Origin of the sequence: Anaerococcus kampingae (genome assembly GCF_046365475.1) — a bacterium.
Lineage (GTDB): Bacteria > Bacillota > Clostridia > Tissierellales > Peptoniphilaceae > Anaerococcus > Anaerococcus kampingae.
Genome location: NZ_JBGMEF010000020.1, coordinates 1 through 20,533, shown reverse-complemented (window position 1 = coordinate 20,533; position 20,533 = coordinate 1). Strand labels below are relative to the sequence as shown.

The following is a 20,533-nucleotide window of genomic DNA, read 5'->3' as shown; positions in this document are numbered from 1 at the left end:
TGATACACAAAATTATTTACAGACCCGCTTAAAATATTATTAAATTATTCCGTGTTTACGGGTTCAGGTCAAAAGGACTCTTTAAAATATTATTTTCTTTTCTTACTTGCAAATAGAGCAGTTGAGCTTGCTCCAAAGCCTAGGATAGCTAGAAGAGATGAGCCTACGCCTGTCTTTACATTTTGGGATGAGGCTTTTACATCTTGTTTTCTTTCTTGCTTAGGATCTTCTTTTTTATCCTTTTTTGTGGCTTCGCTTGTTTGGTCTACTTTTTGAGATTTTTTATGCTCTTTATTTAATTCTTTCTTTTCTTCAAATTTTTTAGTAGCTTCGCTTGTTTCATCTACTTTATCTAGATTTGAAGACTTGGCTGCTGAATTTTCGTTTTTGACATAGACTATATCACCATTTTCAAAATATGTTCCATCAGCAAATTTAACTAGGGCTATAGGTTTTATGAATTTCGCATCTGCTGGTAGTTTGGTGATTTCTATCTCATAGCCATCTTCTACTTCCCTTATTATGTAATCATCTTGAGGGAGTTCTTGTTTTTTGTATTTTGGTGTTGCAGCTGATACTCCATCTAGCTTCATTGCCTTGTAATCATCTTCTGTAACATAGTTTAACTTTATAAATTTATTCTTGCTTTCTCCAGATTTTTTTAGACCCTTAAAGCTTGATTTTATCTTGATTTTATTATCCCTAAGTCCTACATAGGCTTTATTGTTGTGAGGATTCTTATTTGATCTTTCACCTTCTACTTGAAAATTCACTAAAGCCTTATGGGTATAGTCTCTAAATAAACCTTGTTTCTTACCATTGACTTTTTTAAATGGGATTTTTTCGATTTCTTCCAATTTTGCTTGGTCAATTTCTTCATCATTTAAAAGCTCTTTTGCTCTTGTTATAGAATTTTTGATATCTTCCTTAGCTTGGCCTTCGTAAGCTATAGCTGGATTGTCTACAGATTCTTCATCCATTGAATCTAAATATTTTTTAAGTTCTTCCTTAGCCTTAGCAACTTTTTCCTCAAAAGCCTTTGTCTCATCATCTTTTGTGGTTTCATCACTAAGTGGTATAGGATTTTCAACATCCTTTTCTTCACTCATAGTTTCTTGCTTAGGCATCTCTTCCATTACCTGGCTTGCATCTACTCTTCCAGGAACTATATTTATCGCCAATAATAAGGCTAGGGCTAAGCTTGCTTTATGTTTTACTTTCATAAATCCTCCAAATTTATATAATAATTATCTTAAGCTATTTAAAGCTTCTTGTTAGTTACTTAATTAACCTTAATAATTATAATAAAAATTTAAAGACTTGTCAATAACGATTATCATTATTCTTCAATTAAAAAGCTCCTCATCTCTGAGAAGCTCTAAACATCTTATTTGCTATAAACTAATTTGCCATTTAAGAATGTTTTTTCTAGGTTCATATCATAATCAAGAACTATAAAGTCGGCAGCGTAGCCTTCCTTAAGTTTACCGCAGACATCATCTATGCCGACAGACTTGGCTGGCACAAGGCTTGCCATTTGAACAGCTTCAAAGACATCTGCAATATCCCAGTCAACAACATTTTTGATGGCATCCTTTAATTTTAGGATAGAACCCGCAAGAGATCCGCTATCCTTTAGCCTTGCTGTTCCCTTTTCAACTTTCACAGGGAAATCTCCTAGCATATAGTCCCCATCAGCCATGCCGCCTGCGGACATGCAATCTGTAATTAGGGCAATGTGGTCTCTACCCTTAGCATTCATTAAAATATTAGCAGCATGAGGATTTACATGGTGACCATCGCAAATTAGCTCTGAAATAGCATCGGTATTCATGGCAGCACCCACCATGCCAGGCTCCCTATGGTGGAGGCCGCTCATACCATTATAGGTGTGGACAAATATATTTGCCCCAGCTTCAACTGCTTCTACCGCCTGATCATAAGAGGCATCAGAATGTCCTAGTGCAACCCTTACGCCCATGGCGTTAGCTTCTTTGATAAAGTCAATTGCTCCATCCCTTTCAGGAGCGATAGCAATCTTATTTACCAGGCCATCAGATAGGTCCTTCCATTCTTTTAAATATTCAATCTTTGGATCAGACATGTAGGCTGGGTTTTGGGCTCCCTTGTACTTTTCTGTAAAGAAAGGCCCTTCAAGGAAAATTCCCCTAACCTTAGCCCCTTCAACATCTTTATATTCTTCGCCAACCACCTTACAAGCCGCATCAGTTCTCTCTTTAGAATCTGTAAGTGTAGTAGGCAAAAAGCTAGTAACCCCACACTCCAAAAGCCCCTTGGAAATCACATTTAGGGCCCCCTTTTCAGCATTCATGATATCCTTACCATGGTAGCCATGGATGTGTGTATCAACAAGACCAGGAGCCACAATCTCACCAAGGTCCTCATAAGAATCAGGCACTTTCTTAGAAAATCCCACAATCTTCCCACCATCAACTTCCATAAAATAATCTTCCAAAATCCTATCTTCTAGGATAAAATATTCTGCCTTATAAAACATAATTCCTCCCTTAGTCATTCAAATAATCTCTCTAATAATATGATACCCAAAATATATGGTAGTGACCATTATAATAATATGTATTCTTATTTATTCCTAAAAAAAAAGACGAGTCAACCGCTCGCCTTTCTTCATTTTATGCTTTTGTAAAATCAGATTTAGATTTTAATAACTATAAATTTCTTCTAATCTTTCTATTATTAGCCTTGTTTTTGATAATAGGAATACTTGTTTTTCTAGTAGACTTTGTAATCTTTGCTTTCTTTCTTTTGACATTTGCTTATTATTTACAAAATCTTGCGCACGTTTGAATACCTCAACACTTCTATTATAGGCTATTCTTAGTCTTGATATTGATATAACCATCTTTTCTTTATCTTTTTCTTGAATTTCTACTTCATCATCTTTTTCTGATGTCATAAAGTTATAGTATCCTAGATAATTATTGTCATAATACTCAGGTGTCTTATCTTCTTTGACCATCAAAACTTTTATTATCTCTTGTATTTTCTCGATTTCTTTTTCTAGTTCTTCTCTTTTATTTAAGTAAGATAGTTTCTTGTCCTTAGCCTCGTCTATTTCTTTTTGTAATTTTTGTTTTTCTTCCTCAGTTAAATCCTTAATATTTGACTTAGCTTCTTCAACTCTAGCTATTTCTTCGTTCATTCTTTTAAGTTCAGCTTTTTTCTCAGCTATTAAGTTTTCTTTTTCTTTTATTAATTTATCAGTAGAGCCTAGTGGATTTTCTAAAAACGCTTTTAATTCTTTATATTTATTAGCTTTGACAGTATATTCTGTAGAATATCTAGATGAGGTATTGTTCTCTTTTATTGCCTTGCTAAGTTCTGCTCCCAATTTACTCAATTCATCATCAAGTTCATTTTTTCTGCTAGCAAGAGACTTAGTTTCCTCTTGGATTTTTTCTTGTTCTCTTTTTAATTTATCTTTATTTTTTTGATAATATAAGTCTCTTTCATCGTTTTGAATCTTAATTATCCAAGAAGCTATAGAGCTTTTTTCCTCAATTTGTTTTACAACTTTAGATTTTTCAGATCTTTTATCATTAACTTGCTTAGAAACTTCATTATATTTTTGTTCATCAATTATATAATCATTTATAGCAGGCTTTGCCTTGGTCTCATTTTCAGCTATCTTAATATCTATATTATCAAGATTTACCTTTCCTTCTTCATATTCTTTTTTAATCTCAAGCTGATAATCCATTTCTTTAAGCTTTGGAGACTCATAATCCCTAAATATATTTTCATCTTTATTTAAGCCTGTTTTTAAATCTTTAATTTGTGAATCAAGTTGATTAATCTCAAACTTAAGACCACCTATTTTCAATTGTTCATCTTTTTTCTCTTCTGCGTTTAAATTAGAGAAATTCTCTTCTCTTCTTTCTTTTTCATATTTTTTTATGAAAATTTCTTTTTGTTTTTTCTTTAATTCCTTACTTTTTTGATCTCGTTCTATGCTAGCGCCTTTAATTTGTTCCTTTCTTTCTTCACTTCTTCTTTTCTGATTTTCGTATTCTTCTTGACTTGGAAATAATTTTGAAACATCTGGTTTTTCAGAACCTTGTTTCTTAAGGTCTTCAAGATCTTTTTCTAATTGTTCTTTATCATCGTCAACCCTATTTCTTTCTCTTTTTAGTTCTACAAGTTTCTCATAAGCATCTCGTCTGCTTTGATTTGGATCTATTTGACTTGTTTTAGATATTATTTCTTCATCAACCTTATTGATTTCTTCATTTACTTTTGCTTTTTCTTTTTCTGCTGCTTCTAAGTCTTTTTGATAATCTTTTAAGTTTTTTTCTTTGACTTCTGTGCCTTCTGTGTTTGGAACTGTATCCCCTTCATCAGCCAATGCAGTATTTATTCCTAGTGGAAATAATGATGCAAACATCATTATAGCTGCTAATTTACAAATTTTCTTCCCTTTCATAGCTTCTCCTTAAATATATAGATTTTCTTATTTTTATTATATCATTTTGCGTTACTTTTATAAATTAGTAAAATCTTTATAAGCACAATATAAAACAGGTGGATAAAGTATCCACCCGTCTGATATATAATATTTACTTAAATTTTTGCCTTAATAACCATAAGGTCACTATCTTCTATGGCTTCTAGAGCGTGCATTTCGTTTGGATCCATTGTGATAATGTCTCCTGGCCTTATTATTTCGCTTCCATTTTCTCCCTTAAAATCTACCTTGCCCTTATATATTACAACTACTACATTTTTATCTGATTTGTGTCTTGGTACTTCTTCGCCTTTTTTGATTTGTAGGTGGGTAATTTGTAAATTGTCCTCATCTACTAAATGTTCAAACTTGCCATCTAAGATATTTGCACTTATTTTTTTCATAATTCCTCCCTTTATTTTTTAATAAATCCTATTTATATAATTCTACCCTATATTATATTACAATAGTTTTAATATAAGAATAATTTTAGTACATTTGATAAACATACCATGGATGGTATAATATAGATAACCATGAAGTCAAGTATAAAGCATGGAATCACAAAAAGAGACGAGCTACCGACTCGTCTCTTTTTCTATACTAATTATCATCCTTTTTTCTGCTATCTAGCCATTTGCACAAGTAATAACCAACTACTTGTACTATGATAGCAAGAATGAAGTCAAGTACTTCTCGCATGAAATCACCTCCTCTCATGCTATGAAAGACGGATGATAACACTTATATTATAACACAACTTTATTATTCGATAAACTCATATACATATAATTTTATTAATCATTTCAATTCTTTATATTTTTCTATAGTTCTTATATTTAATTTATAAAATCTCTCGAATAATTTCTTTTAATTTCGGCAATACTTCCTCTTTAAAAAAGGGATTTTTTACCATCCACCTGTTGTTTAGTGGGCTTGGGTGGACTAAGGGGAAGTATTTTGGTAAATAGGCCTTATAGTTTCTTACTGTTTCTGTGAGATTTTTCTTAAATTTATCTCCAAGATAGTATTTTTGAGCATAGGCTCCTATAAGGATTGTCAGCCTTACATTTTCTAATTGTCTTAATATAAGAGGATGGTATTCCTCTGCTATAAATTTCCTCGGTGGCTTATCTCCTGATTTTGCCTTACCCGGATAATAAAAATCCATTGGTATTATTGAATAGTCTTTGCTATGAAGATCATCCATGCTTATGCCTAACCAATCTACTAGGTTTTCGCCGCTCTTATCTGCAAATAAAATCCCACTTTCCTCGACCTTTTTTCCTGGTGCTTGGCCTATTATTAGGATTTTTGAATCCTTATTTAATTGAAAAATGGGACCTATGCCTCTTTCTGTATAGGCTTTATTCCTTGGATCTTTTTTAAGTTTTTCGATTACTTCTTCCATAATGTTTCCTTATATTTAAGCTATTTTATTTAAGTTTGTCTTTTTATAAGAATACCCAAAACTTGCATAAAATAAAAGCTCCGACTTAGTCAGAGCTTCTAATATTTTATTCTTCAATTTTTTCAAATACGCTGTGAGCTGTTTCTTTTAGTACTTGATTTAGAGTTTGGATGTTTTCTTTTCCTTTTGTTTCTAACCATTCTTTGGCTTCTTTTTCCTCTTTTCCAAAGATTGCTACTGAGTCTTTCCATGTAGCTCTACCACATAGAACTCCGTTGAAGTTTGATCCTGCTTCTTTGGCTAGTCTTAGGGTTTCTTGGAATAGTTCTGCTGTGATTCCGCCTGATAGGAAGATGAATGGTAGGTTTGTTGATTCAGCTTGGTCTTTGAAGTGTTTGATGGCTTCTTCTCTGCTGTATACGGCTTCTTCCTTGCCTAGGCCTTCTACAAAGTTCATGTTTGTTGGAGTTTCTACCTTTAATACGTCTACCTTGTATCTTGGGTCTGAGAATTCTTTCATGGCGCTATTTACCTTGTGTGGTCTTACCTTTGCATACTCTGCACCTTTTTCTGAATCCATATTTCTATCATAGGTGATTATTTCTAAGAAGTGTGGTAGACCTATACCTTCACATTCGTAACCAACTCTTTCTACCCAAGCTTTTTTGATGTCGTTTGTCTTTTCATCATCATCACAATCGTAGTATAGTAGGGTTTTTATTGCATTTGCTCCCATTTCTTTAGCTCTTAATACACTCATGAAGTCTATTAATCTTGGAAGTCTACCCTCATCGTATTCATCATAACCTGTTTGCTCGTAGGATAGGATGAGTCCTGCATTTTCATCCTTTGCTTTGATTCCCTTTTCACCATAAATTGGGTCTAGAAGGATTGATGATGCAAAAGGTGTAAGCTCTTTTGATACTAATTCCTTATATGTGCCTATTCCTTCTACGTTGTTTAGGCTAGGATTTGCAGCTTCCATCATTTTTTCCATTGAACCTCTTTGGTCAATGGCTAGGGCTGCGATGGCTCCATCTTCATTTAATAATTTTTTTAGGTTTGCTAATTTTTCTTGTGAAATTTTCATTTCTTATATTTCCTCCACTTTGATTTGCTCGTAGTATTTGTCAAAATTTTCTATTTCTATATGGGCTATCTCTTCTGTTAAGACATTTAAAAGGCCGCAGGTCATCGATGTTTTGATGACTTCTTCTGGGCTTTTGTCCTTGTCTATGGCATAGATTGCCCCTGCAAGCGATGAGTCCCCGCTTCCTACCGGATTTATGGCAGTAACCGCTGGAACACTTGCCTTAAATATCTTATCTCCTGCCTTTACGACTGCCCCATCTTTTCCTAAGGACACTATTACATATTCTATGTCCGCAAGAGGAGCTTTTTTGAGAGCTTCTTTGATATTATCTTTGGTAATTTCCTCACCTAGTAAATCTGCCACTTCTGTTTCGTTTGGCTTGATTAAGTCTGGCTTGATTTTTACATTTACTACATCTTTTAGGCTTTGCCCTGATGTGTCTACTGCCACAAAGATGCCTTTGTTTTTGGCATAGGCAATTATCTCTTCATAAAAACTTGAATCAAGACCTTTTGGAAGAGACCCTGATATCGAAATTACCTTGCAGCCTGTACTTATTTCATCAAGCTTTTTGATAAATTCTTCCCTTTCAGCTGGGCTAATAGTTGGCCCTGCTTCAAGGATTTCTGTTTGCTTGCCTTCGTGTAGGATGGCTAGGCAATTTCTTGTTGGCTCCTTGATTTTTACAAATCTGGCCTCATGGCCTCTTTCCTTTAAGCCTTCTTCGATAAATTCTCCAAGCTTGCCGCCTACAAAGCCTGAATGAACAACTTCATCTCCTAATTCACCTAGGACATAGCCTACGTGAATCCCCTTACCACCAGCATGTTTTATTACCCTATCAGTCCTTGTCACACCATCTATATTAAGTGTTTCTAACTGGTAGGACATATCAACAGAAGGGTTTGCTGTGATTGTTAAAATCATCTATTCTCCTTTATGGAATTACTTTATTATCTCTGTATATTTCTCAATTTCTAGGACCTGCTTTGGGCTTATTTCATGATCTGTGATGAATTTCGCATCTTCCAGATTATAAAAATGATACAAGTCCTCATAACCAAGCTTGGAGGAATCTGCCACAAGGAAGCTCTCTAAGGAATTATCAAGAATCATCTTTTGCAAAATTCCTTCTTCTGGGCTATAGGTATAGGCCTTGCCCTTATTTATCCCATTTACACCTATAAAGGCCTGGTTAAACCTCATCTTTGTGACAAGCTCAAGGCTAAGGGCTCCCACAAAGGCACCCGTAACCTTCCTAAACTCTCCTCCAATTAACTTAATATTAATATTGTCAAGAAAGACTAATTTATTAAAAAGATAGAGGGAGTTGGTAAAAATATTTAGCTTCTTATCGCCCAAAAATTTGCTAACATATTCTATAGTTGAGCCTGCACCAAGGAAAATATTCTGTTCTTCCATCAAAAGGTCGCTAATTTTCCTGGCAATCTCTATCTTAAGGTCTTTGTTCTTAAGAAGTTTCTCCTCATTAGAAAACTCCCTAGGACGAGCCTTATCAATCTTGCTAGCTCCCCCATGAATCCTCACAAGTAAGTTTTTTTCCTCAAGCTCCTTCAAATCACGCCTAATAGTCATATCTGTAACATCCAAAAGGTCAGTCATCTGAGAAACCTGGATAATATCATTTTCATTTAACTTATCTAGAATTATCTTTTGTCTTTCTTCTTTTAACATTTGCTTTTCCATTCTAGAAGCTTATGTCAAGAGATTACTTAAGCTCCTTTGTTTCTGCTAGGTCCTTATACCAATAGGCTGATTTTTTTGGATATCTTTCTTGAGTGTCAAAGTCTACATAAAATAGACCATATCTCTTTTCATAGCCATTTGACCATGAAAATACATCCATAAGTGACCATAAGAAATATCCCTTGACAATTGCCCCATCATCTATGGCATCGCAAATTGCTTCAAAGTGCTTTTTGATATAATCAATCCTAGCATCGTCATATACTGTATTATCTACAAATTCGTCCTTGTAGCCTAGACCATTTTCTGTAATATAGATCTTTTTGTAATTTGGATAATCTCTTTTTACCCTCATTATTTGATCATAAAGACCCTTTGGATATATCATCCAGTCCCAATCTGTTCTTGGTACTTCTACATCAAACCTTCTTTGGCCAACCCCCTTGATTTGATAAACAGATCCGCCCTTATCACCCTTGCCATTGTGGGTAATTTGAGTTTCTCCATCAAAGTGAGCCATCCAATCGCTCATGTAGTAGTTGATTCCCAAAAAGTCATTTAGGTCCTTAGCTTTTGTTAAAATTTTAATATCTTCATCCCTAATGTCAAGACTACCACCATTTACTTCTAGAATATGGTTAACACCTTCCATCGTCTCTTTAGAATAATCACCTAAATAGGTTGCGTCTAGGATGAATTTATTATGGATAATATCTTCTAGCTCTGCCGCCTTCACATCTCTTTCATCTGTTGGGTCGAAAGGATACTTGGTTGGTAGGGCGTGAACTATGCCTATTTCCCCATCATTGCCTTTTTCCTTATAGGCAAGTATAGCTTTTGCATGGGCTAACATCATATTGTGATGAGATTGGAAAACTTTAGCAAGGTCGTATTTAATCCCTGGTGGGAATTTGCCTACTAGATATTGGCCATCGCCTATTGGTCCTATCTCATTGAAGGTTGTCCAATAGTTTACTTCCTTAAATTCTTCAAAGCAGAACTTGGCATAGTTTACGAAGTGTTCGATATTTTCCCTATTTAAGAAGTCCCCATTTGAATGAAGAGCTTCTGGAGTATCGAAGTGGTGGAGGGTTACGAATGGCTCAACCCCTCTTTTATGGCATTCTGCAAAAACCCTATGGTAGAAGTCAAGGCCTTTTTGGTTTACTTCCCCAAAACCTTGTGGGAAAATCCTTGACCATGCTATAGAAATTCTTATGCCATTAACACCGAATTCTTCTGCAAGTTTAAGGTCAACTGGATATTTGTGGTAGAAGTCGCTGGCAGGTTCTGCTGTGTACCAGTAGTTTTCTTCTAGGTACTTATCCCAGGCTACTGGTCCCTTTCCATCAGCTTTTGTTGCGCCTTCGCATTGGTAGGCAGCTGTTGCGCCCCCGAATATAAAATCGTCTGGTAATTTTCTCATTCTTTCATACTTTCTTTTACGAAATCAATCCAAGCTTAATAATCCCTAGAAAGCCTCATATACTGAGGCTTCCAGGTTTTACTAACTTGATTCCAAGTGGGTCTATCTATCTATAAAGTATTTGAAATTTAGTTTACTAGTCTTAAGGCCTAGTTTAATTCCTTGATCTCTGTCAATTCTTTCCACCAATAAGCACTCTTCTTTGGATATCTTTCTAGAGTGTCAAAGTCTACAAAGAAGAAGCCATATCTCTTATTATAGCCATTTGACCAAGAGAACATATCCATCAGACTCCATAGGAAGTAGCCTGCTACATTAGCGCCATTTTCATTGGCCTTAAGAACTGCCTTTAGGTGGTCTCTTACATAGTCTATTCTTGCATCGTCATTTACAGTTTTTTCGCTGTTTAATTTTTCTTTTAGACCTAGACCATTTTCTGTGATGTAGATTTTCTTGCAGTTATCATAGGCTGAAACTCTCATTATCATATCATAAAGACCTTGTGGGTAAATTGACCAATCCCAATCTGTCTTTGGAATGTCATCTCTTTTCACTTCTTCACCCATACCCTTAAGCTGGCTCTTGAAGGATCCCTTATCGCCTGTACCATTGTGGATGTGGAGGTTTTCACCTTCGTATTCTTTCATCCAGTGAGCTTGGTAGGAGTTGATGCCTAAAAAGTCTAGTCTTGGAGAAGCTTTTCTCATTTCTGCTAAGTCCGCTTCTTCAGCTACAAACTTATCAAAACCATTTACTTCTAGGATATAATTTACCCTATCAAGAGTTTCTTGGCTATATCTACCTGCTAGTACAGATTCGATACATAAACCATTTGCGATGGCGTCATATCTCTTAGCTGCTTCTATATTTTCTGCCTTTTCGTCTATTGGATAATAGGTTTCTAGGGAATGGATTACTCCAAATTCCCCTTCTTTATTATTATCTTTGAAGTAGTTTAGGGCCTTGGCGTGGCAGGTTAGCATACCGTGGATATTTTCCACAGCAAGGTCAAACCTGTATTTCTTTCCTGGTGGGAAGGTGCCAGTTATAAATTGATTTACAGACCAAGGCCAAATTTCATTGAAAGACGCCCATTTTTTTACTTCGGTAAATTCATCTAGGCAAAACTTTGCATAGGCTAAGAAGTCTTCTCTTACTTTTTCGTTAGTAAAGTCTCCGTCTATGTTTAGCTCATAAGGAGTGTCAAAGTGGTGGAGGGTTACGTATGGCTCTACACCATTGTCTAGACAATATTTGAAAAGATCGTGATAGTGGTCTACCCCTTTTTGGTTGACTTCGCTAAAACCTTGTGGGAAAATCCTTGTCCAAGCTATGGAAATTCTTATACCATTGATGCCAAATTTAACACAGTTGTCAATGTCTTGTTTATATTCATGGTAAAATCCACTGGCTGGATCTGGATCGTAGAGGTCATTTTCTTCATAGAAAACATCCCAACATACTAGTCCCTTTCCATCTTCCTTTGTCGCTCCTTCACATTGGTAGGCGGCTGTTGCTCCACCAAAGATAAAATCGTCTTTAAATTTCATTTTCTTCCCTTTCTAGGTAATTGTTTCTTATTTTTCCTTAGTTTTTTCAAGTATAAACTTAACAGCTCCTTGTGGATCTCTTGTTAAGGCTATATACTCTTTACCAGCTGTCTTGATTAATTGGTTACCAATTCTGTCAGTATCTTGTTTTATATCTTCATAGAAAGATCCAACTTGTGGTGCTAATACTACTACATCGTATTTTGGTAATATATCGTGGTGAGACCCATAAGAACCTGCTGCAGCCCTTAGTTTGACTCCGCTTTCAGCTGCACCTTCATTCAAAGCGTTAGCTAAAAGTCCACTTGTACCTCCACCAGCACACAATACTAGGACAGTTGTTTCCTTATCTGAATTTTTGCTTTCTTCGATTAGTCTTTCTTCTTCTGCCTTATCTGCCATATCAAGTTCTGCTTCAGACTCTACTCCTGCTTCTCTTAATAAAGCTTCTTCCTCTTGTTCTTGTTTTAGGATTTGTGCATCATAGGCCTTGAAGAATGGAAAGTAGATAATTACGTCTACGGCAAGTATTACTATCATCATCACTATTGATAATGGAGAAAAACCTGTTGATATAAAGGCTCCAATTGGGCCTGGTGTTGTCCAAGGCATTTGAGCTATCATTGAGTTCATGCCGAGCACTTCTACAAAGAACTTAAAGATCCATACGTTTACTATTGGTGCAAAGATGAATGGAATCATAAACATTGGGTTTAATACTAGTGGTCCACCAAAGAGGATTGGCTCGTTAACACCGAAAGATGTTGGCACTACTGCTGCCCTACCTACTGCCTTGTTTTGTTTTGATTTAGCTAACCACATAAACATAAATGGTACAACAAAAGTTGCTCCTGTACCACCTAGGGTTGCTATAAATTCACCTGTGTTTGGTGTAACAATTGCAGTTGCGTGTTGACCTGCTTGGAAAGCAGCTGTGTTGTTAGCTAAGTTAATAAAGGCTATTGCGTTAATAGCTGGGTTTACGATTGATGGGCCGTGGATTCCTATGAACCAGAAGAAGGCCATAGCTCCGTAGATAATTGCTAGTCCAAGCCAGCTGTCTGCTGCTGAGAATAGTGGTTGAATTAGTACGATAATTGCCTGTGCTAAGTTAGAACCTGTAAGATTTCTAATAAGCATATCAAATAACCAGAAGAATACTAAAGTAAATCCAAAAGGAATAATATCCTTAAAAGCTTGGGAAATGTTAGGTGGAACTTCCTTAGGCATTTTGATTGTTAGGTTATTTTTGATACAAACCTTGTAAATATTACCTGCTACAAAGGTAGATATGAAGGCTGCTATAAGTCCTGTAGATCCTAAAAATCCATTAGATAGACCGCCTTCAATTTGGTCTACTGCTAGGAACATAAAAGAAACAAGTGAAGCAAACATTACAGATGTCGCGTTGATTTGATTATCAATTGGCATCTCTCTGTTAAGTCCGCTTGTAAAGTGTCTAGCTGTTGTAATTGACATTACTAGACCTAATAGTCCCATTGATAGGGCATAAGGTTTGGTAAGAATTGCTTCCATTCCTTCTGACCAATAAAAACCAAAAATATTTGGTATATAGGCTACTAATAGGAAAATACTAGAAAATATTACTATTGGCATGGTTTCCATGAAGCCATCTTTGATGGCTACCATGTATTTATTTCTGGATAATCTCTCAAAAAATGGAGTGATTTTTTCTATTCCTCTAATTATTGCATCCATAATTTTCTCCTAAATTTTATTTTTTGTATATTTCGCATAAATCATACACAATATCTTTTAGTAAAATACTTGTCATAAGATGGTCTTGGGCGTGGATCATGATAAAACCTATTTCTAATTCCTTGCCTTGGGCATCAAGGGCCAGCATTTCTGTTTGCTTAGCATGAGCTATGTTTAGGTTCTCTTGAGCATCTTTTACAAGATTCTCTATTTTATCAAATTCACCTCTTTTTGCACACTTAATAGCTTCAAGTAATGAACTTCTTGCGTCTCCTGAATAGGCTACAATTTCAAAGCCTATCATACCAATGTCTTGTCTTGTTAAATTTTTTTCGCTTGCCATTTTTTACTCCTTATTAATCGTGGTATTCGCCTCTGTCCCATTTTTCTATAAATTCTGTGAAGAATTCTTGGTTTGCTACTTGGCCTTTCTTATCTTCTTTGTATCCTTCTTCGATAGCCATAATCTTTCCGATTATTTTTTCTCTTTCTGGACTTGCCTCATATTCTGTAGTTAAAAATCCATCTACTATTTCTAAAGCTAGGTCCTTGCCGACTATCATTCCACCAAAGCCTATAACGTTGGCATTTAGTTCTCTTCTTGCTGCTCTTGCTGTTTCTACATCCCTTACTAGGGCACATCTGGTGCCGAAAGCCTTGTTTACTGCTGTTGTAATCCCTACTCCTGTACCGCAAAGTACTACTCCTAGGTCACACTCGCCACTTCCTACTAACTCTCCTACTTTTTTGCCGTAGATTGGGTAGTGGGTTCTGGTGTTGTCGTAGCAGCCTACATCATAGACTTCATGGCCTAGGCTTTTGAGATGATCTGATACTTGCATCTTTAGGCTTGTTACTATGTGATCGCATCCTAATGCTATTTTCATTTTAGACCTCCTTAAAGCATTTTGTTTAGCATATCAATTCTTATTTGGTGACGACCACCGTCATAGCCGTGTGATAAGAATGATCTTAGGCAAGATTTGGCGAGCTCTTCGCCTACTATAGCTGATCCCATAACTAGGATTCTTGCTCCGTTGTGTCTTTTTGTCATTAGGGCCGATCTTTCTTCGCTGACTTCTGCAGCTATCATTCCCTTATGCTTTGAACAAGCCATGTAGGAACCTGCCCCATACTTATCGATTACCACTCCTACTGACTGGTCATCTGAGCCTGATGTAAGCATGCCATCTACTTCTAGAAGTTTCTTACATACTGCCTCTGAGCTATCTACTAGATCGAATCCTTCTTGGGTAAGGTCTTCGTAGTCATAGCCAAGTCTCTTTACTTCTTCGACTAAAGCATCCTTTAGCCCTTTTCCATCCATGTCGGATGCTAGAAATACCTTCATACTGCCTCCTTTTTATATTTCTGAATAGTTTTCTTCGAATAAGGAATCCATATCAGTTTCAATAACTTTTTTATACCAATAAAAACTTTTCTTTTTATATCTTTTAAGGGTTCCTGATCCATCGTCATTTCTATCTACATAAATGAAACCCCATCTTTTTTTCATAGTACCTGTTGTGCCTGAAACAAAGTCTTCTACAGCCCAGTTTGTATAGGCTAAGAATTCTACTCCATCTCCCATGGCCTTGTTTAATTCCAAAAGGTGTTCTCTTAAAACTTCTATCCTGTAATCGTCTTCTACGGTTAATTCTCCGTCCTTACCCTCTGTAAGGGATTCTATCTTAGCAAAGCCATTTTCCACTACCATAAGTGGTTTTTGATACCTATCCCAAAGCATGTTAGACAAGATTCTAAGACCAACAGGATCTACTGGCCAATCCCATTCAGTATAAGAAATGTAAGGGTTTTTAAGTTTGGTCATCTCATTCGAGTATGACTTTTCACCTCTTTTTTCATCTGCCTTGCTTAAGCCTGACATATAATAAGAAAAAGCTAGGAAATCTACTGTATTATTTTTTATAAGGTCCCATTCTTCTGGGCTTGCATCAAGCTTTATTCCCCTATCTTCAAGATCTTTTAGCTTCCAAGATGGATATTCTCCCTTAACGTGGACTTCTGGATAGAAAAGCATCCTTCTATTGTCAAAATATGCGCTTAGGTTATCACTTGGATCCATTGAATATGGGTAAATTGGACCTATGGCTGTCGACTGAGAAACTAGAGCGTTTTTGTCTATTTCCTTGATTGCCTTGATTGCCCTTGATGAAGCTAGGAAGGTATTAAAAATAAGTTGTTCCCTTGATTGTGGATCATTTTTTATTAGATCATCACTTACACCTAGGTGGAAAAATGGTTGGTCGCTTGAAATATTTATCTCATTAAAAGTCAACCAATATTTAACCTTGGTGTGATATCTGCCTACTATAGTCTTTACATATTTAATATAACAATCAATTACTTTTTTGTTTAAAAATCCGCCAAACTCATCTGCTAAGTATAGAGGAGTTTCACCAGTGTGGGTGATAGTTATAATTGGCTCAATGCCATTTTTAATCAACTCATCTAGCATGTCATCATAGTGAGCTAGGGCTTTTTCATTCGGTTTATCCTCTATGCCTTTAGGGAAAATTCTTGCCCAAGAAATTGAGGTTCTGTAAGCCCTAAGCCCCATTTCAGCAAAAAGTTTTATATCTTCCTTATATCTGTTATAAAAATCCACCCCTAAGTGTTTGAGATTAAAAGTCTCTGGATCATCATCTCTCCCATCAAGTGGAGAGTGGGGCAAAACATCTACAACCATCATGCCCTTACCATCTTGATTGAAAGCCCCTTCGTTGTGATAAGCCGCTGCTGCTGAACCCAACAAGAAACCTTTTGGAAAATAATTTTTCACTAATACCTCCTATAAAACCTTAATTGTTCGTTAGCACTTTCTTTTTATCGTTTTTGTTTGATAGTGTTTTCTTTTTTTCGTTTTTGTTTGATTTCAGTATACAGGAAATTGATTTCTTTGTCAAGCGTTTTCTTGAAATTTTTTATTATTTTTTTATAATTGCCTATGTATATTTATTTTATAAAAATCTTATGGGCCTCTAATACATGATTTTAACTATACTTTTCAAAATATAAGCTTTATAAAAAACATTTAACTTCTAACCCTCTGCCTTCTAATTTATAGATTATTTTTTTAATTTTCGTTTATGTTTGTTTTACTATAAAATAATTTAATAGTGATATATTTTTCATAAAAAAAGACTTTTCGTATAAAATTAAATTATACAAAAAGTCTTCAATGTTTTATTTGTTTTCTTCCCAATATTTTTTAGCTAATATTAAAGCTCCCATAGTTGGGTCTGCGTATGGTGCTACTAATTTGATATTTTCATCTAGGTATTTTTCTATAGCATCTGTTAATGCCTTTCCAAGGTTAAAAACTCCACCAGAATAAGACGCTAATATTTCCCCGTCAAAACTTAATTTTTTGCCTAGGGTATTGATTGTAAGGGCTGCTTCATAGGCAACTTTATCTAATAGTTCTAGGGCGCACTCATCCTCATTTTCTATTAGCTTTGAAAATATCTTACCAATTCCTGCTAGCTCATCTCTTGTCATGCCATCTGTTAGGGGAATTATTTCAAAGTCATCATCTATATTTAGCTCTTTTTTAATTTCATCATAGAGTAATGTTTTGGGGATTCTACCGTCACTTTGTTTGGTAAAATAATTGACTAATCTCTTTCCAATATAATAACCACTTGATTCATCTCCTATGAGTGGGCCCCAACCGCCACATCTCATGCTTTCTCCCTTGTCATCTAGGCCGAAACCTATTGATCCTGTACCTAAGATTAAGTTTATGCCTGGTTTAGCATTTAGGGATCCTGCCCAGGCATTTAGACAGTCGTTACCTACCTTAAATTTATCAGATCCTAGAAGCTCTCTTAAGCTTTCGTCTATGAAGGCCTCATCATCAGGATATTGGCCATAGCCTGGTACAGATAAAAAGGTATAGGCTATTTCTTCTTTGCTTATATTTGCTTCTTTGGTCAAGTTAGCTATAGCATTTTCGATTCTTTTTTTGAACTCTTCTCTTGATACTTGGCTTAGGTGGATTGTTTTTTCCTTGTGGTAGAATTCTTCTCCTTCTTTTGATAGGATAAAGGCTGTTTTTGTTCCTCCCCCATCTACTCCTAAAAATATCTCTCTAGTCATAACTCCTCCTTTTGTTGATTTTTATAATTCTATAATTTCTTAAGCTTAAATTGATAAGCCTCATATTCTGACTTAGCAACTGGCAAGGCAAGGCCCACTTCCATTAGGGCAACTGCCGAATATATCATTTTACTTTCCTCATCAATATAGAAAGCCTCCTTATCAAGACCCTTAAGCTTAACAAAACCCACTGGCATATTGGCTTCAATATAGGTCCTTACAAGATTAACCAGTACATCACACCTATCTTCTGAAACAAACATCCAGGCAGCATTTTCATCTTCAAAAGGATTTGATAACCTGTAATAATCTCCAAAGCGAATTAACTTTTCGTATTTTTTGTAAGTCTTTACTTGGTCTTTTACAATTTGTTTTTCAGAATCATCTAGCTTTGATAGGTCCATTTCATATCCGAAAGTTCCTGCCATTGCAACAATACCTCTAGTTTTAAGGCTGGTAGTTCTTCCTGTTTGGTGGTTTGGAACTGCAGAAACATGAGATCCTGTAAAGGCTATTGGATAAAAGAAAGATGACCCATACTGAATTTTTGTTCTGTTTATGGCATCGGTATTATCGCTAGTCCAGATTTGAGGAGAATAATACATTATTCCAGCATCAAACCTGCCTCCGCCACCGCTACATCCTTCTATGAGTATGTTTGGATACCTCTCACTCAATCTTTCATAAAATTCATACAAACCTAATACATAATCATAGGTCAAAGTCCCACTATAAACATCATCTAAAGACCTATTCATATCCCATTTGATATATTCTATATTAGCCTGATCTATCACCTTGCATATTTTCTCAAAAATATAATCTCTAATTTCCTTCCTCGAAAAGTCTAAAACAAGTTGATTTCTAGAACGTATAGGGTCTCTTCCATTAATTTTAATAGCCCAATCAGGGTGTTTTTCATAAAGCGTACTTACCTCATTAATCATTTCAGGTTCAATCCAAATGCCAAACTTAACCCCCAGATCATTTACCCTATTTACAAGCTCATTTAGAGTACAGCCCAATTTTTCTTCATTGACAAACCAATCTCCAAGTGAGCTATTATCATCATCTCTATTTCCAAACCAGCCATCATCCATAACTACCATATCTATTCCAAGGTCGGCTGCTTCTTTGGCAAGATTTACAAGAGTATCTGCATTAAAATCAAAATACGCTGCTTCCCAAGAATTTACTAGCACCGGTCTCGTTTCTTTAACAAGCTTAGATTTACACAAGTTATTTAATAACAATTTATGGTAGTTGTTAGATAGCTTAGATAATCCTTCAGATGAAAATGACATAATAACTTCTGGAGCCACAAATTCTTCGCCTGGGTCCAAGGGATAATCAAACAATTCGTCATTAAGGCCCATCAGAAGCCTTGTTTGATTGATCTGATCTTTTTCAACTTGGCACAAGAAATTGCCACTATAAACAAAGAGCATACCGTAACAGTTGCCAAAATCTTCTTTTGCATCCTTATCAGCCAAGATCACCCCAGGATTGTACTGGTGGCTAGAAGCACCTCTTCTGCTAGAAAATGAATAAGTACCATGGTCAAGACTTACCCTCTCAAAATTTCTTTCCATAGCATGCTTGCCATAAAAATTAATCACATCAAAATCCCCCGATAGGAAATCCAAGCAGGCAGTCATGACTTTCTTGATTTTTACAGGATTATTGCCTCTATTTCTTATGATAACACTTCTTGTTATAGCATCTTTATCATGAATAATCCCATATAGAAGACTAACTTCTATATCGCTTACTGGATCTTTTAGTATTATTTCAAGGCTTTCTGCCTCATCATCTGTCGCCCATATATGAGGAAGCTTTGACAATTCATATTTACCTTTACTAATTTTATAATCATAAAACAATAGCCTACAAGACTGAGAAAAATCACTATTTTCAATATTTAAGGCATAATTTCTAAAGTCCCCAGTTCCTAAAGTAGGAAATTCCTGTGGCAAAGCATCCAAAGAATAAGACCTATCGGTGTTAACCTCATTAGGATTTCCCAGAAATGGAATATAAACCTTGCCAATAGAATAATCCATATCTCCATGATTCAAAGGCCCATAATATAGGTGAAACAAATGCCCAAACTCATCAACCATCATCTGGTAGCTAGTGTTTTTTGTATGAAGACTAAATATCCTCTTCTCTTCATTATAAGAAATACTCATAAACCCCTCCTTATTTTAATTTAGCCAAACAGAACTTTAGACAAACTATGAGATTTCAATTATATATTAATATTGGTTTTGTTTAGTTTGTTTATGTTTATAATTGTTTGATAATAATGTATTTTAAGAAAACGATTTTGTCAAGTTGGTGTTTGAATCTATAAGTCATGTATATAAAGCTAAAATCCATATATTTGACTATAAAAATATTGGTAAATTATATTTCACATTAGGAAATTTTCTGGGTATTTAAAATAATAGTTGCCGCTCAAAATTTTCTGTATCATCAAAATTCATATGAATTCTTTAATCTAAACAAATATATAAGGTTAGGCTAATTATATTTTAGTATCAAAATATGAAAATGAATAAGAAAAATAAACTAGATTTTTAATAAAAATTTGAATTGTATCCTATATTTGATTTCAGAAATAAAGGAAATATTAGATATAATGAAGATGAAAGTTTTCATCAAGATTAGGCCCATTATTAATACAGGAGGGATAAGAGAATTTTTTATAAGATAAATTCTATTCATATCTTATAAAAAAATCCTCTTATAGGTTTATTATCTTTTTTAATAAAACGTACAATTTAGTATTAAAATAATAATATACGATATATATTATTTATAATTTAAATATATATGATTATGTATTTTAATTGTGGGTATATGAAGTTTCATAATAGAAGAGGTCCGCCCTTGCGTAAGATAGGGTATATTCTATCAGATCATCTTCTAAATCATAGGACAGCCTTCTTATTTTAAGGCATGGGCTCTTATCTTCTAGATTCATCGTCTTTGCCACTTGACTTGTCATAGACGA

Annotated in this window: 18 protein-coding genes; all 18 read right to left on the bottom strand. The window is 35.1% G+C overall.

The genetic code is table 11. The features are described from left to right. Positions 1 to 89 precede the first annotated feature (89 nt). Entirely contained in the window at positions 90 to 1,223 is a 1,134-nt protein-coding gene (locus ACCQ42_RS06430; protein ID WP_265237939.1) for a sortase, read from the bottom strand. Positions 1,224 to 1,387: 164 nt separating this feature from the next. Then, positions 1,388 to 2,518, bottom strand: a complete 1,131-nt coding sequence (nagA, locus tag ACCQ42_RS06425) for an N-acetylglucosamine-6-phosphate deacetylase (protein ID WP_410035706.1) — start codon at positions 2,516 to 2,518, stop codon at positions 1,388 to 1,390. A 165-nt stretch (positions 2,519 to 2,683) separates the two neighbouring features. After that, positions 2,684 to 4,465 (bottom strand): hypothetical protein, encoded by a 1,782-nt coding sequence (locus ACCQ42_RS06420; protein ID WP_410035705.1) that lies wholly within the window; start codon positions 4,463 to 4,465, stop codon positions 2,684 to 2,686. 137 nt (positions 4,466 to 4,602) lie between these two features. Further along, the gene (locus ACCQ42_RS06415; protein ID WP_410035704.1) at positions 4,603 to 4,890 is read right to left on the bottom strand and encodes an AraC family ligand binding domain-containing protein; all 288 of its coding nucleotides are present in this window, start codon (positions 4,888 to 4,890) and stop codon (positions 4,603 to 4,605) included. 440 nt (positions 4,891 to 5,330) lie between these two features. Beyond that, on the bottom strand, positions 5,331 to 5,897 hold the full coding sequence (locus ACCQ42_RS06410; RefSeq protein WP_410035703.1) for a uracil-DNA glycosylase family protein: 567 nt from the start codon (positions 5,895 to 5,897) through the stop codon (positions 5,331 to 5,333). Between the two features lie 106 nt (positions 5,898 to 6,003). Beyond that, a complete protein-coding gene (locus ACCQ42_RS06405; protein WP_410035702.1) occupies positions 6,004 to 6,987 on the bottom strand; it encodes a tagatose 1,6-diphosphate aldolase in 984 nt (327 codons plus the stop codon). A 3-nt stretch (positions 6,988 to 6,990) separates the two neighbouring features. Then, positions 6,991 to 7,917: a 1-phosphofructokinase family hexose kinase gene (locus ACCQ42_RS06400; RefSeq protein WP_410035701.1), complete on the bottom strand. Its 927-nt coding sequence runs from the start codon at positions 7,915 to 7,917 to the stop codon at positions 6,991 to 6,993. 18 nt (positions 7,918 to 7,935) lie between these two features. Continuing rightward, complete coding sequence (locus ACCQ42_RS06395; protein WP_410035700.1) at positions 7,936 to 8,685, bottom strand: DeoR/GlpR family DNA-binding transcription regulator; 750 nt, start codon at positions 8,683 to 8,685, stop codon at positions 7,936 to 7,938. Between the two features lie 34 nt (positions 8,686 to 8,719). Further along, complete coding sequence (lacG, locus tag ACCQ42_RS06390; protein ID WP_410035699.1) at positions 8,720 to 10,123, bottom strand: 6-phospho-beta-galactosidase; 1,404 nt, start codon at positions 10,121 to 10,123, stop codon at positions 8,720 to 8,722. A 149-nt stretch (positions 10,124 to 10,272) separates the two neighbouring features. Further along, positions 10,273 to 11,673 (bottom strand): 6-phospho-beta-galactosidase, encoded by a 1,401-nt coding sequence (gene lacG, locus ACCQ42_RS06385; protein WP_410035698.1) that lies wholly within the window; start codon positions 11,671 to 11,673, stop codon positions 10,273 to 10,275. Positions 11,674 to 11,700: 27 nt separating this feature from the next. Then, entirely contained in the window at positions 11,701 to 13,392 is a 1,692-nt protein-coding gene (locus ACCQ42_RS06380; protein ID WP_410035697.1) for a PTS lactose transporter subunit IIBC, read from the bottom strand. A gap of 16 nt (positions 13,393 to 13,408) precedes the next feature. After that, on the bottom strand, positions 13,409 to 13,735 hold the full coding sequence (locus ACCQ42_RS06375; protein ID WP_410035696.1) for a PTS lactose/cellobiose transporter subunit IIA: 327 nt from the start codon (positions 13,733 to 13,735) through the stop codon (positions 13,409 to 13,411). A gap of 13 nt (positions 13,736 to 13,748) precedes the next feature. Beyond that, on the bottom strand, positions 13,749 to 14,279 hold the full coding sequence (lacB, locus tag ACCQ42_RS06370) for a galactose-6-phosphate isomerase subunit LacB (protein ID WP_410035695.1): 531 nt from the start codon (positions 14,277 to 14,279) through the stop codon (positions 13,749 to 13,751). 11 nt (positions 14,280 to 14,290) lie between these two features. Next, positions 14,291 to 14,743 (bottom strand): RpiB/LacA/LacB family sugar-phosphate isomerase, encoded by a 453-nt coding sequence (locus ACCQ42_RS06365; protein ID WP_265238633.1) that lies wholly within the window; start codon positions 14,741 to 14,743, stop codon positions 14,291 to 14,293. A 12-nt stretch (positions 14,744 to 14,755) separates the two neighbouring features. Then, positions 14,756 to 16,195, bottom strand: coding sequence for a glycoside hydrolase family 1 protein (locus ACCQ42_RS06360; protein WP_410035694.1), 1,440 nt, complete (start codon positions 16,193 to 16,195; stop codon positions 14,756 to 14,758). 404 nt (positions 16,196 to 16,599) lie between these two features. Continuing rightward, positions 16,600 to 17,514, bottom strand: a complete 915-nt coding sequence (locus ACCQ42_RS06355) for an N-acetylglucosamine kinase (RefSeq protein WP_410035693.1) — start codon at positions 17,512 to 17,514, stop codon at positions 16,600 to 16,602. 29 nt (positions 17,515 to 17,543) lie between these two features. Next, complete coding sequence (locus ACCQ42_RS06350) at positions 17,544 to 19,706, bottom strand: alpha-galactosidase (protein ID WP_410035692.1); 2,163 nt, start codon at positions 19,704 to 19,706, stop codon at positions 17,544 to 17,546. 659 nt (positions 19,707 to 20,365) lie between these two features. Continuing rightward, positions 20,366 to 20,527: a UTRA domain-containing protein gene (locus ACCQ42_RS06345; RefSeq protein ID WP_410035707.1), complete on the bottom strand. Its 162-nt coding sequence runs from the start codon at positions 20,525 to 20,527 to the stop codon at positions 20,366 to 20,368. Positions 20,528 to 20,533: the final 6 nt, after the last annotated feature.

Coding starts and splice junctions, on each gene's coding strand:
- ACCQ42_RS06430 (WP_265237939.1), bottom strand. CDS start 1,223: ATGAAAGTAAAACATAAAGCAAGCTTAGCCCTAGCCTTATTATTGGCG.
- nagA (WP_410035706.1), bottom strand. CDS start 2,518: ATGTTTTATAAGGCAGAATATTTTATCCTAGAAGATAGGATTTTGGAA.
- ACCQ42_RS06420 (WP_410035705.1), bottom strand. CDS start 4,465: ATGAAAGGGAAGAAAATTTGTAAATTAGCAGCTATAATGATGTTTGCA.
- ACCQ42_RS06415 (WP_410035704.1), bottom strand. CDS start 4,890: ATGAAAAAAATAAGTGCAAATATCTTAGATGGCAAGTTTGAACATTTA.
- ACCQ42_RS06410 (WP_410035703.1), bottom strand. CDS start 5,897: ATGGAAGAAGTAATCGAAAAACTTAAAAAAGATCCAAGGAATAAAGCC.
- ACCQ42_RS06405 (WP_410035702.1), bottom strand. CDS start 6,987: ATGAAAATTTCACAAGAAAAATTAGCAAACCTAAAAAAATTATTAAAT.
- ACCQ42_RS06400 (WP_410035701.1), bottom strand. CDS start 7,917: ATGATTTTAACAATCACAGCAAACCCTTCTGTTGATATGTCCTACCAG.
- ACCQ42_RS06395 (WP_410035700.1), bottom strand. CDS start 8,685: ATGTTAAAAGAAGAAAGACAAAAGATAATTCTAGATAAGTTAAATGAA.
- lacG (WP_410035699.1), bottom strand. CDS start 10,123: ATGAGAAAATTACCAGACGATTTTATATTCGGGGGCGCAACAGCTGCC.
- lacG (WP_410035698.1), bottom strand. CDS start 11,673: ATGAAATTTAAAGACGATTTTATCTTTGGTGGAGCAACAGCCGCCTAC.
- ACCQ42_RS06380 (WP_410035697.1), bottom strand. CDS start 13,392: ATGGATGCAATAATTAGAGGAATAGAAAAAATCACTCCATTTTTTGAG.
- ACCQ42_RS06375 (WP_410035696.1), bottom strand. CDS start 13,735: ATGGCAAGCGAAAAAAATTTAACAAGACAAGACATTGGTATGATAGGC.
- lacB (WP_410035695.1), bottom strand. CDS start 14,279: ATGAAAATAGCATTAGGATGCGATCACATAGTAACAAGCCTAAAGATG.
- ACCQ42_RS06365 (WP_265238633.1), bottom strand. CDS start 14,743: ATGAAGGTATTTCTAGCATCCGACATGGATGGAAAAGGGCTAAAGGAT.
- ACCQ42_RS06355 (WP_410035693.1), bottom strand. CDS start 17,514: ATGACTAGAGAGATATTTTTAGGAGTAGATGGGGGAGGAACAAAAACA.
- ACCQ42_RS06350 (WP_410035692.1), bottom strand. CDS start 19,706: ATGAGTATTTCTTATAATGAAGAGAAGAGGATATTTAGTCTTCATACA.
- ACCQ42_RS06345 (WP_410035707.1), bottom strand. CDS start 20,527: ATGACAAGTCAAGTGGCAAAGACGATGAATCTAGAAGATAAGAGCCCA.